The organism is Kitasatospora sp. NPDC051702, assembly GCF_040681575.1.
Taxonomy (GTDB): domain Bacteria; phylum Actinomycetota; class Actinomycetes; order Streptomycetales; family Streptomycetaceae; genus Kitasatospora.
This window is the reverse complement of sequence record NZ_JBFAZB010000010.1, coordinates 137,059-148,950: the sequence shown is the minus strand read 5'-3', so window position 1 is coordinate 148,950 and position 11,892 is coordinate 137,059. Positions and strand designations below refer to the sequence as shown.

General features: G+C 75.3%; 10 protein-coding genes. 3 read left to right on the top strand and 7 right to left on the bottom strand.

The window, feature by feature from the left end; translation table 11 throughout:
* Positions 1 to 162 precede the first annotated feature (162 nt).
* Both AB0N04_RS12035 and AB0N04_RS12030 read right to left on the bottom strand, forming a co-directional pair.
* Positions 163 to 588, bottom strand: a complete 426-nt coding sequence (locus AB0N04_RS12035) for a DUF3017 domain-containing protein (RefSeq protein ID WP_360223084.1) — start codon at positions 586 to 588, stop codon at positions 163 to 165.
* Positions 589 to 622: 34 nt separating this feature from the next.
* Positions 623 to 1,477, bottom strand: a complete 855-nt coding sequence (locus AB0N04_RS12030) for a bifunctional methylenetetrahydrofolate dehydrogenase/methenyltetrahydrofolate cyclohydrolase (RefSeq protein ID WP_360223087.1) — start codon at positions 1,475 to 1,477, stop codon at positions 623 to 625.
* Positions 1,478 to 1,958: 481 nt separating this feature from the next.
* Between AB0N04_RS12030 and AB0N04_RS12025 the strand changes: the two genes are divergently transcribed.
* Positions 1,959 to 2,579, top strand: coding sequence for a hypothetical protein (locus AB0N04_RS12025; RefSeq protein WP_360223090.1), 621 nt, complete (start codon positions 1,959 to 1,961; stop codon positions 2,577 to 2,579).
* Positions 2,580 to 2,719: 140 nt separating this feature from the next.
* Here the strand turns inward: AB0N04_RS12025 and purH are convergent, their stop codons facing one another.
* Together purH and purN are read right to left on the bottom strand one after the other, a co-directional pair.
* Entirely contained in the window at positions 2,720 to 4,297 is a 1,578-nt protein-coding gene (purH, locus tag AB0N04_RS12020; RefSeq protein ID WP_360208953.1) for a bifunctional phosphoribosylaminoimidazolecarboxamide formyltransferase/IMP cyclohydrolase, read from the bottom strand.
* Complete coding sequence (gene purN, locus AB0N04_RS12015; RefSeq protein ID WP_360208955.1) at positions 4,294 to 4,950, bottom strand: phosphoribosylglycinamide formyltransferase; 657 nt, start codon at positions 4,948 to 4,950, stop codon at positions 4,294 to 4,296. The genes purH and purN overlap by 4 nt, the downstream gene beginning before the upstream one ends.
* A gap of 414 nt (positions 4,951 to 5,364) precedes the next feature.
* Here purN and AB0N04_RS12010 point away from each other — a divergent pair, with 414 nt between their 5' ends.
* Positions 5,365 to 6,009 carry a hypothetical protein gene (locus tag AB0N04_RS12010; protein WP_360208957.1) on the top strand — a complete coding sequence of 215 codons (645 nt, stop codon included), beginning with the start codon at positions 5,365 to 5,367 and terminating at the stop codon, positions 6,007 to 6,009.
* A 10-nt stretch (positions 6,010 to 6,019) separates the two neighbouring features.
* Here the strand turns inward: AB0N04_RS12010 and AB0N04_RS12005 are convergent, their stop codons facing one another.
* On the bottom strand, positions 6,020 to 7,459 hold the full coding sequence (locus AB0N04_RS12005) for a DUF6350 family protein (protein WP_360208960.1): 1,440 nt from the start codon (positions 7,457 to 7,459) through the stop codon (positions 6,020 to 6,022).
* Between the two features lie 132 nt (positions 7,460 to 7,591).
* Here AB0N04_RS12005 and AB0N04_RS12000 point away from each other — a divergent pair, with 132 nt between their 5' ends.
* Entirely contained in the window at positions 7,592 to 9,535 is a 1,944-nt protein-coding gene (locus AB0N04_RS12000) for a LuxR C-terminal-related transcriptional regulator (RefSeq protein ID WP_360208962.1), read from the top strand.
* 68 nt (positions 9,536 to 9,603) lie between these two features.
* Here the strand turns inward: AB0N04_RS12000 and sucD are convergent, their stop codons facing one another.
* Together sucD and sucC are read right to left on the bottom strand one after the other, a co-directional pair.
* Entirely contained in the window at positions 9,604 to 10,488 is an 885-nt protein-coding gene (gene sucD / locus AB0N04_RS11995; RefSeq protein WP_350573897.1) for a succinate--CoA ligase subunit alpha, read from the bottom strand.
* Positions 10,489 to 10,506: 18 nt separating this feature from the next.
* Entirely contained in the window at positions 10,507 to 11,679 is a 1,173-nt protein-coding gene (sucC, locus tag AB0N04_RS11990; RefSeq protein ID WP_360208965.1) for an ADP-forming succinate--CoA ligase subunit beta, read from the bottom strand.
* Between the last annotated feature and the right edge of the window lie 213 nt (positions 11,680 to 11,892).

Here is an 11,892-nt window from a genome sequence, read left to right as displayed (position 1 = left end):
ACCGGCGCACTGGAGCCGAGGATGGTCTCTCGACATCGAGAGACCGGCGTCAGGTTATCGCAAAGCGAAGCGTACGCCGCGGGTACCGGACTGGCTGATGCGTCACAACGACGGCGGCCCCCGCCCGGAGGGTCCGGGCGGGGGCCGTCACGGGGGCCCGGCTCAGTGCTTGGGCCGGCCGATCAGCTGGCCGATGTTGTCGAGCAGCGGGATCTCCAGCCACGGGTTCGGCTGTGCCACCAGGGTCAGCAGCACGATCGACGCGCCCAGGAAGGTCAGCACGATCACGTCGGTGAAGCGGCTGCGCACCGCCAGCATCCCGACCTCGGGCATCACCAGCCGCAGCACGGCGCCGAGCAGCACCCCGCCGCCGAGGATCAGCAGCCCGTACTTGAAGCCGTCCTTGAAGTCGGCGAACCAGGTGACCGCGAGACCGGCGCCGACCACCAGCAGGACCAGGGTTATCGGCCACTGCCGGACGGGCAGCGCGTGGTCACGCCCGAGGGCCGCGGCCGAGCCCTCGGGCGGCAGGGTGCCGGTGGTCTTGACCGGCCTGCGCCGGGTCCGCGCCGGTCGCGGTTCCGTCATGCTCGCCGTCCCTCGTCGTGGTGTCGGTCGGGTGTCAGACGCCGGCGCGGCGCTCGGCCGCCACGACGATGTTGTTGAGCAGCATGGCCCGGGTCATCGGGCCCACGCCGCCGGGGTTGGGGGAGATCCACCCGGCCACCTCGGCCACGCCGGGGTGCACGTCGCCGACGATCTTGCCCTCGCTGCGGCTGACGCCCACGTCCAGCACCGCCGCGCCCGGCTTGACGTCCTCCGGCTTGACCAGGTGCGGCACACCGGCGGCGGCCACCACGATGTCGGCCTTGCGCAGGTGGTAGGCGAGGTCCCGGGTGCCGGTGTGGCACAGGGTCACGGTGGCGTTCTCGCTGCGGCGGGTGAGCAGCAGGCCGATCGAACGGCCGACGGTGACACCGCGGCCGATCACGACCACCTCGGCGCCGTCGATCCCGACGCCGTGGCGGCGCAGCAGCTCGACGATGCCCAGCGGGGTGCAGGGCAGCGGGCCCTCGATGCCCAGGGCGAGGCGGCCGAGCGAGGTCGGGTGCAGGCCGTCCGCGTCCTTGTCCGGGTCCATCAGCTCCAGGACCGGGTTCTGGTCCAGGCCCTTGGGCAGCGGCAGCTGGACGATGTAGCCGGTGCACGCGGGGTCGGCGTTGAGCTCGCGGACGACGTTCTCGACGTCCTCCTGCGTGGCGGTGGCGGGCAGCTCGCGCTGGATCGAGGCGATGCCGACCTCGGCGCAGTCGCGGTGCTTGCCGTTCACGTACCAGCGGCTGCCCGGGTCGTCGCCGACCAGGACGGTGCCGAGGCCGGGCGTGACGCCCTTCGCCTTGAGGGCCGCCACGCGGGCGGCGAGTTCGGACTTGATCGCGGCGGCGGTGGCCTTGCCATCGAGAATCTGGGCAGTCATGACCCCATTCTCCCGGATCGCGGCGCGCCGCCGTACCAGGGCCCGCCAGCCGACCGAACGGACACGGAACGTCCTGGCCACGTTGCGGTTGCGCCACAGTCCGGCCCGCGCGCGGGGAACCGGCTGGACACGGCCAGGCCGTCCGTTCGACGATATGCGGGCATTCCCTGCCGCGAACCGGCCCGGTGACGGGCCGACGGACTCCCGGCGGGGCGTACCCGGGGGAAAGAGCACGTGAGCCGACCACTTCAGATCGAGCAGCCCGACCAGCGAGGCGTCGTCCCGCCCGCGGCGTGCCCGTCGACGACTCCGCTCGCGCCGCCGCCACCGCGCTCACCACGCGGCTGAGCCGACCGCGCCGCCCGGCCCCGTGCCGGGCCTCCGCCCTGCCCGCGCCCCGTTCCGTCGCCGACCCGACCCGCCGACCGGAACCGGGACCTCCGCACCGTCCCCACGTCCCCGTAACTGCCCGGAGGCATCGATGAGTTACCCGCCCGACCCGAACAACCCCTACGGCCAGCCGCCGCAGGCCCCCGGCTACGGCTACCCCCAGCAGGCCCCGCCGGCCGCCGCGTACGGCTACCCGCAGGCCGCTCCGGGCTACGGCGCCCCGGGCTACGGCTACCCGCCGGCCGTCCCGCAGAGCATGCCGGGCCTGGTCGTCACCACCCGGGTGCTGTTGTTCGTCATCGGCGCCGTGCAGATCATCGGCGCGGGTGTCTACCTGATCGCCGCCGCGGCGGCCAAGGAGGTCACCAACCGGGCGCAGCAGATCGACGGAAGCGACCCGTTCAACGGCTTCGGCAACGCGGCGGCCGGTGTGCTGGTGGTGATCGGCGTCGTGTGCGCGCTGTTCGCGGCGTTCTCGATCACGCTGGGCGCGAAGTTCGGCAAGGGCGGCCCGGCCGTGCGCGTCACCACCCTGGTGTACGGCGCGCTCGGCGCATTGCTGGGCCTGCTCGGGCTGCTCGGCACCTTCGCCAACAAGGCCAACCCGGTCGGCCTGGTCTTCGTGCTGATGTGGCTCGCGGTGTCGATCATCATGATCGTCTCGATGAGCGTGAAGGACGGCGTCGCCTGGTTCTCCCGGCCGCGCTACTGAGCACCGGGCCCGGCGGGCGGCGCCCGCACCGGGCCACCGGCCGCCGGGCCGGAACGACGAGCGGCCCGGCCCCCTCCCGCGGGAGGGGGCCGGGCCGCTCCGTCACACCGTCAGCCGGTGACGGTCGGGCGACCGGGCGATCAGTGGAAGAAGTGCCGCGCGCCGGTGAAGTACATCGTCACGCCCGCCTCGGCGGCCGCCGCGACGACCTCCTCGTCCCGGATAGAACCACCCGGCTGCACGATGGCCCGCACACCGGCCGCGATCAGGATCGCCGCACCGTCCGCGAACGGGAAGAACGCGTCCGAGGCCGCGTAGGCGCCCTTGGCGCGCTCGCCGGCCCGCTCGACCGCGAGCTTGCACGAGTCGACCCGGTTGACCTGGCCCATGCCGACGCCCACCGAGGCTCCGTCCTTGGCCAGCAGGATCGCGTTGGACTTGACGGCCCGGCAGGCCCGCCAGGCGAAGGCCAGCTCGGCCAGCTCCGCGCCGGACAGCGCCTCGCCGGTGGCCAGCGTCCAGTTCGCCGGGTCGTCGCCCTCGGCGTGCACCCGGTCGGTGTCCTGCAGCAGCACGCCGCCGGAGACCGGGCGCACCTCCTGCCGGCCGGCCGGCGCCTCGGGGGCCAGCAGCACCCGCAGGTTCTTCTTCCGGGCCAGCACCTCGACGGCGCCGTCCTCGTAACCCGGGGCCACCACGACCTCGGTGAAGATCGGTGCGATCTGCTCGGCCAGCTCGACGGTGACCGGGCGGTTGACCGCGATCACGCCGCCGTACGCCGACACCGGGTCGCACTCGTGCGCCTTGCGGTGCGCCTCGGCGACGTCCGCGCCGGTCGCGATGCCGCAGGGGTTGGCGTGCTTGATGATCGCGACGGCCGGCTCGGCGTGGTCGTACGCGGCACGGCGCGCGGCGTCGGTGTCGACGTAGTTGTTGTACGACATCTCCTTGCCGTGCAGCTGCTGCGCGCCGGCCAGGCCGCCCGTGCCGTCGCTGTACAGCGCGGCGCCCTGGTGCGGGTTCTCGCCGTAGCGCAGCACGTTCTGCCGCTCCCAGGTCGCGCCCAGGAACTCCGGGAAGCGCTCGTCGCTCGGCGCGTAGCCGGCCTCGAACCACGAGGCGACCGCGACGTCGTAGGCGGCGGTGTGCGCGAACGCGGCACCGGCCAGGCGCTTGCGGGTGGCCAGGTCGAAGCCGCCGCCGGCGACGGCCTCCAGCACGTCGCCGTAGCGGGCCGGGTCGACCACGACGGCCACCGACGGGTGGTTCTTGGCGGCGGCGCGGACCATGCTCGGGCCGCCGATGTCGATCTGCTCGACGCACTCGTCCGGGGTGGCGCCCGAGGCGACGGTGGCCTTGAACGGGTAGAGGTTCACCACGACCAGGTCGAAGGGCTCGACGCCCAGCTCGGCCAGCTGCGCGCGGTGCGACTCCAGCCGCAGGTCGGCGAGCACGCCGGCGTGCACGCGCGGGTGCAGGGTCTTCACGCGCCCGTCCAGGCACTCCGGGAAGCCGGTCAGCTCGGAGACCTCGGTCACCGGGACGCCGGCGGCGGCGATCCGGCCTGCGGTCGAGCCGGTGGAGACGATGGCGACCCCGGCGGCGTGCAGGCCCTGGGCCAGCTCCTCCAGACCGGTCTTGTCGTACACGCTGATCAGCGCGCGACGGATCGGACGGACGTCCTCGGAGACAGGAGGGGTGGTGGAGCTTGCGCTCATGCCGGAATCCATACCTTTCGGTCCTCGATGCGGTGACCTTCGCGGGCCAGCCGGCCCACGACGTCGACGAGCAGCTTGCGCTCGACAGTCTTGATGCGCTCGTGCAGCGCGTCGCCGCCATCGGCGTGGTCGGCGTCGACGACCTCGACGACGCCCTGCGCGATGATCGGCCCGGTGTCCACCCCGGCGTCGACCAGGTGGACGGTGCAGCCGGTGACCCGGACCCCGTAGGCGAGGGCGTCGGCCACGCCGTGGGCACCGGGGAAGGACGGCAGCAGCGCGGGGTGGGTGTTCACGATCCGCCCGGCGAAGGCCGCGATGAACTCGGGGCCGAGGATCTTCATGAACCCGGCCGTGACCACCAGGTCCGGTTCGTGGGCGGCGACGGAGGCGGTCAGCGCGCGGTCCCAGTCGGCCCGGTCCGGGTGGTCCTTCACCCGGTGCACGAAGACCGGCAGTCCGGCCCTCCCGGCGCGCTCCAGACCGGCGATCCCGTCGCGGTCCGCGCCCACGGCGACGATCTCGGCCCCGAAGGCCGGATCGGCGGCGGCGTCGATCAGCGCCTGCAGATTGGTGCCGGAACCGGAGACCAGCACCACCAGTCGGGCCGGTCCGGGCGTACGGGGCGGGAAGAGCTGGGCGGGGGCGGCCACTGCGCGATTCTCCGTAGGTCGGGCGCCGCCCGCTGGTACGTCCACCGGCGGTGGGGCCACTACGAACGGCAGGTCGAGCGAGGGGGAACACCAGGAGAACCCGCCGCGACGCGGGCCCCCGGGAACCTATGTGAGCTGCTGACCGTCACCACGATAACGGCTGGTCGGACGCCCCTCGAACCCTCCTGTCGGCGCTACGCGCGTAGTTGAGACGGGGATCTCCTCCCGCCCCCCGCAGCGCAGTTGCCGCGGCGGGGCGCGTCCGGAACCCGGGCGGCCGTCCCGCGCCGGACGGCCACGGCGGGCCCCTCCCGGCCCGGGCAGCGGGCGGGCCGCCGGAGCCCCGGCGAACGGCTGCGGGATCATAGGGGGCGCGGGAGACCGCCCCTCCGACCGAGAAGGAATGGCTGAACCATGAGCAGCGGTGACGACACCGGCGAGCGCAACCCCTTCGCGCCGCCGCCGGCGGATGCCCCGGACCAGCCGTGGCAGCCGCGCAACCCCTGGCCCGGCGAGCACCCCCGGGGCGACGGCGGCCAGGGGCCCGACGGCCAGGGCACCGGCGAGCGCCCGCAGTTCCCGCCGCCGCACCCTTGGGGCCCCGTCCAGCACGGTGACGGCCGGGGGCCGCGGCCCCCCGCCCCGCAGCCGCCGAAGCTCGACCCCACCGACCCGGCCCAGCGCCGCGCCCGCAACGCCGCCCTCGCCGGACCGGCCGCGCTGGTCTGCCTGTTCATCGGCCTCCAGTGGGCGGCCCTGTTCTTCGGCGTGCTCGGCATCGTCCTGGGCGTCAGCGCGATGCGCACCCCGCGGCGCGCAGCCGCGGGCCCCGGCGCCGCGCCCCGGCCCGCCGCCCCGAACCCGCTCACCCCGGCCGCGCTCGCGGGCATCCTCACCGGCGCGATGACCGTCGTGGTCGCCTCCTCGGTGATCGCCCTCGGGGTGTACTACGACGACTACGTCACCTGCGTCCGGGACTCGCTGACCTCCGTCGGCGCCGAGAACTGCAACCGCCTGGCGCCCAAGTGGTACGTGGACTTCACCGGGAACGCCGGGTAGGTCCCGGACCTCACCCCTCCCGAGGTCCGCTCAGGCGCACCACGGCGGCGTACGCGCGGGCGCGCACCAGCAGCGCACCCCGGTGCGCCTGCGCCGCGAGCCGGGCGCGGGCGGTGAGCGGAGCGCCCCCCACACCGCCGTCCCCGACACCGCCGTCCCCGGGGGCGGCGACCCCAGAGGCGGCGACCGCGGGACGCAGCGCCCGGTGACGGGTCAGCAGCGCCCCCGGCACGGCCACCAGCACCAGCCAGCCCGCCGCCGCCAGGCCCGTCCACCACGGCACCGGGCCGATCCACGCCATCCGCCCACCGGCGAGCGCGCCGCCCGACAGCCAGCCCAGGGCGGCCGCCCCGGCACCCGTCAGCAGCGCCGCCGCCAGCACCGCCGCCGCCGTGGCGGCCGGCGACCAGGGCACCGCACCGGGCTCCCCAGTGGGCTCCCCCGCGGGCTCCGCCGGGCGGCCGTGACCGGCCGCCGCCCGGCCCAGCAGCACCGCCGGCACCACGGCCGCGAGCACCGGCAGCAGCAGCGCCGCCCACCGCCAGCCGCCCGGCCCCTCGGCCGGGAGCAGCGCGAACAGCGGGAACTCCGGCACCGGGCCGAGCGCCGTACCGGCCGGGGTCACCGCCGTCCCGGCGCCCACCGCGAAGCCCGGCCCCAGCGCGTACGCGGCCCCCCAGAGCACGGCGTTCGGCAGCAGCGCGACCCCGAGCAGCAGCAAGCCGGCCAGGGCCGCCGGACCGCCCCCGAGCACCGCCGCCCCGCGGCCGCCCCCGACCACCGCGGCCAGCACCGCCGCGACCGCCACCAGCAGCCCGCCCGCCGCCGCCAGCCCCGCACCGGCGGCCAGCGCGGCCCCGCGCACCGCCGCCTCGCCACCGGACGGGCGCAGCGACGGCGGCAGCCGGTCCAGCAGCGGCCGACCCGGACCGGAGGCCCGCGCCGAGCGGGCGCCCGCCGCCGTCGCCAGCCCGGTCACCAGGCCCACCACCAGCACGTCCGGCAGCACCCTGGTCCGGAAGAGCCCGTCGCCCGTGCAGTGCAGGACCACCGCGAACGCCACCGCGCAGTAGCCCGCCCACACCGCGACCGGGCCGCCCCACCGCCGCCGGGGCCCGCGCCGGGCGGCCACGCCGGCGGCGGCCCGGTAGAGCTGAACCACCGCCAGCACGCCCAGGAGCAGCGGAGTGACGGTCAGCGGGGCGTCCGCGGCCCCCCGCACCAGCGGCGCGCCGTGCCCGAGCAGCCACAGCGCACCCGCCAACCGGGTGGCACCGGCCGCGCCGTTGTCCGCGTACGGCGTGGCCACCCAGAGCCCCAGCACCGGCACCCCGACCGCCGCCAGGCCGACCAGCGCCGTCCGCACCCCCGCCAACAGGTCGGCCGGCAGCGGGCGTCCACCCAGCTCGCCCGGCACTTCGAGGATCGGACGGCCCATCAGCTGCGTCATGCGCCTCATGGTGCCAAGGCGACTCGCCATGCTCGGTGAAGCGGCAAACTGCCGCCGTGTCCCAGATTATTGGCTTATGCGCATTTTCAGACCCTGCCCCCAAGCCGCCGGCGCCCCGGCCCGGAGCGTCTGATGACCACGCCACCCACCGCCGAACACCCCGCCGGGGCCGACTCCCCCACCCCCGGCCGCCGACCCCGCAAACCCCGGGCCGCCCGCGCCGACCAGGACACCGCCCGCCTCCTGCGCAAGCTGACCCCCCGTGAGGCCCAGGCCCTCGGCCACCTCGCCACCGGCCGCGACCTCCCGCAGACCGCGGCCGCCCTCGGCGTCACCCCGGCCACCGCCCGCAGCTACGTCCAGCGGGCCATGCGCAAGCTCGGCGCCGCCACGGAGGCCGAGGCCGTCGCCCTCACCGCCGGCCTCCGCGCGCCCCAGACCTCGCCCCCGGCGGCTCCCCCGGCCACGTCGGCGGCACCGGCTCCGGCTCCGGCCAGGCCCCCGGGCCCGGCCGTTCCCCCGGCCGACGGCGCCGGCCGGGCCCCGGTCCTCGGCACCGGCGGACGGCCGAAGGAGAACCGCGCATCCGCCCCGGACGGCCACCGCCCGCAGCCGTCCCCCGGCGAGCGGCCCGGCGGCGCACCCCCCGGCACCGGCCGCCCACGCACGCCCCCACGCTCCGCGAGCTCCCCGGCCGCCCCGGCCCCCGCCGCCCCCGCCCCCGCGGAGCCCGGCAACCCGCCCACCAGCACCGGAAAGCCCGCGCCCGTGAAAACAGCGACCCCCACCGCGCCGACCACGGCACCGACCGAGGCGCCGACCACGGCCGGGCGGCAGACCACCGCCCCCACCGGCACCGGGCCCGCCCGCGCCGGCCGGCGCCCCCGAGCGGTCGCGGGAGCGACCGGCCCCGGCGCACCGGCCCGGGCGGGTGAACCGGCCCCGGCGGGCCCGGCCGACCGGGGCGGTCGCGGCGAGCCCGCCCCCGCCCGGGCGGCGGAGCAGCCGGTCGACGCCCCCGCGCCCGCCCCGGCCGGCTCCGCGACGGCCGCCGTCCCCCGGAACTTCGAGGAGCTGTACGAGGCGGCCCACACCCGCCTGGTGCAGCAGGTGTTCCTGCTGACCACCTGCAGGCACCGGGCGGTGCACTGCGTCCGGCTGGCGTTCGGACAGGCGCGGCGGGAGTGGGAGGCGGTGGCCGCATCGGGGAATCCGGAGGGATGGGTACGGGTGCGGGCCTGCGAGCTGGGGCTGTCGCCGTGGCATCGCGGGGGCCCGCGGCGCTCGCACCTCTGGAGCCTGCCGCACCGCCGGATCACCGTCCGACCGGCCGACGAGTCGCAGGCCGTCCTGCCGGACCACGACCGGCTGACCGACCGGGACCGCGCGCTGCTGAAGGCGCTGCGCCGCCTGTCGCGGCCGCAGCGGCGGGCGCTGGTGCTGCACGACGGCCTGGGGCTGCCGGCCGCGGCGGTCTCGGTCGAGGTGGAGTCCACGCTGGCGGCCGCCGAGGGCCGGGTGTGGGCGGCCCGGGCGGCGCTGGCCCAGTCGGTGCCGGACCTGGTGGGCCCGGACCCGACGGCGCCCGGATTCGCGGACCGGCTCAGCGGCCTGCTGCACCGGGCGGCGGTGCGGGGCTGCCCGGAGCCCCACCGGGCCCCGGTGCCGGTGCTGCGGGCGCGGCACCGCATGTGGAGCGCGAGCCGGACCGGGGCGGCGGCGGCCCTGACGGTGGCGGTGGGCGGAGCGGTGCTGGCGACCCTGGTGGGGATCCGACCGGCGGCACTCTTCCGGGAGCCGGAGCCGCCGGAGCCGGCCGTGTGCGTGCCCGCCCCGGACGCCGACGAGCCGGGCGTGCCGGTGCTGCCGGGCGGCCCGCCGAACGGCGTGCGCAGCCTGTGGTGCAGTCCGACGCCGGGGATCGAGGCGGTGGTGGTGGAGCCGCGGACGGAGGCCCTCGCCCGGTGGGAGCTGCCCGCGGCGGCCCGGGGGGCCGGGGCGCCCCCGCCGCAGGGGCCGGCGGCCTGTCCGCTGTGGTCGCCGCTGCCCTGCACCACCGGGCCGGCACCGCGCTGAACGGCCCGGGAACGGGCGAGCGCCCCCGCCCGGGAGGGCGGGGGCGCTCGTCGCGCCGCTGACCGAGGTCAGCCGGCGATGATCTCGCGCGCCAGGCGGGCGGTCTCGGACGGCGTCTTGCCGACCTTGACACCGGCGGCCTCGAGGGCCTCCTTCTTCGCCTGGGCGGTGCCCGAGGAGCCGGAGACGATGGCGCCGGCGTGGCCCATGGTCTTGCCCTCGGGGGCGGTGAAGCCCGCGACGTAGCCGACGACCGGCTTGGTGACGTGCTCGGCGATGTAGGCCGCGGCACGCTCCTCGGCGTCGCCGCCGATCTCACCGATCATGACGATGAGCTCGGTCTCCGGGTCCTCCTGGAACGCCTTGAGGGCGTCGATGTGGGTGGTGCCGATGACCGGGTCACCGCCGATGCCCACGGCCGAGGAGAAGCCGATGTCGCGCAGCTCGTACATGAGCTGGTAGGTCAGGGTGCCCGACTTGGAGACCAGACCGATCTTGCCGGAGGTGGTGATGTCGGCCGGGATGATGCCGGCGTTCGACTGTCCGGGGCTGATCAGGCCGGGGCAGTTCGGGCCGATGATCCGGGTCTTGTTGCCCTTCGAGCCGGCGTAGGCCCAGAAGGCGGCGGTGTCGTGCACCGGGACGCCCTCGGTGATGACGACGGCCAGGCCGATCTCGGCGTCGATGGCCTCGATGACGGCGGCCTTGGTGAAGGCCGGCGGCACGAAGAGGACGGAGACGTCGGCGCCGGTCTTCTCCATGGCCTCGGCGACGGAGCCGAAGACCGGGATCTCGGTGCCGTCGACGTCGACCGTGGTCCCGGCCTTGCGCGGGTTGACGCCGCCGACGATCTGGGTGCCCGAGGCGAGCATGCGGCGGGTGTGCTTCATGCCCTCGGCGCCGGTCATGCCCTGGACGATGACCTTGCTGTCCTTGGTAAGGAAGATAGCCATGGTGTTAAGTCCCCTTCCTTACTTGTCGGCCAGCTCGGCGGCGCGGTCCGCGGCGCCGTCCATGGTGTCCACGCGCTGGACCAGCGGGTGGTTGGCGTCGTCGAGGATCTTGCGACCCAGCTCCGCGTTGTTGCCGTCCAGGCGGACGACGAGCGGCTTGGTGACGCTCTCGCCCTTGCTCACGAGGAGCTCCAGGGCCTGCACGATGCCGTTGGCGACCGCGTCACAGGCGGTGATGCCGCCGAAGACGTTGACGAACACCGACTTGACGTCGGGGTCGCCCAGGATGATCTCCAGGCCGTTGGCCATGACCTCGGCGGAGGCGCCGCCACCGATGTCGAGGAAGTTGGCGGGCTTGACGCCGCCGTGGTTCTCTCCGGCGTAGGCGACCACGTCGAGGGTGCTCATGACGAGGCCCGCGCCGTTGCCGATGATGCCGACCTGGCCGTCGAGCTTGACGTAGTTCAGGCCCTTGGCCTTGGCCGCCGCCTCGAGCGGGTTGGCCGCGGCCTTGTCCTCGAGCGCCTCGTGCTCGGGCTGGCGGAACTCGGCGTTCTCGTCCAGGGAGACCTTGCCGTCGAGCGCGATGATCTTGCCCTCACCGGACTTGATCAGCGGGTTGACCTCGACGAGGAGGGCGTCCTCCTTGATGAAGACGGTCCACAGCTTCTGCAGGACCTCGGCGACCTGGTCGGCGACCTCGGCCGGGAACTTCGCCGCGGCGACGATCTCGGCGGCCTTCTCCGGGGTGCAGCCCTCGTTGGCGTCGACCGGGATCTTGGCGAGCGCGTCGGGGTTCTGCTCGGCGACGACCTCGATCTCCACGCCGCCCTCGACGCTGGCCATGGCCAGGAAGGTGCGGTTGGTGCGGTCCAGCAGGAACGAGACGTAGTACTCGTCCTTGATGTCCGCGGTCTGGGCCAGCATCACCTTGTGAACGGTGTGGCCCTTGATGTCCATGCCGAGGATCTGCTCGGCCTTGGCGACGGCGTCCGCCGGGTCGGAGGCGAGCTTCACGCCACCGGCCTTGCCTCGGCCACCCACCTTCACCTGAGCCTTGACGACGGCGCGGCCGCCGAAGCGCTCCGCGATGGCGGCAGCGTCTGCGGCGGTCTCGATGACATCGCCGTCAAGCACGGGCACGCCGTGCTTGGCGAAGAGGTCCCTCGCCTGGTACTCGAACAGGTCCACGTGTTTGTCCTTGTTCGTGGTCGCGGATTGTGTCTCTACGAGCGTGCCACGGCAGGATCTTCGCTGCGGGTCGTCGGGGCGGTGCGGGTACGCAGAGGTACGGCCTTGCGGCCCACACAGCCACGGGCGCACACGTCAATCAACACGCGCGTCACGTCCGTCTGGCAGGTTATCCCCGTACGACGGGACTGTTTCGCCCGGGGCCTTCCCGTC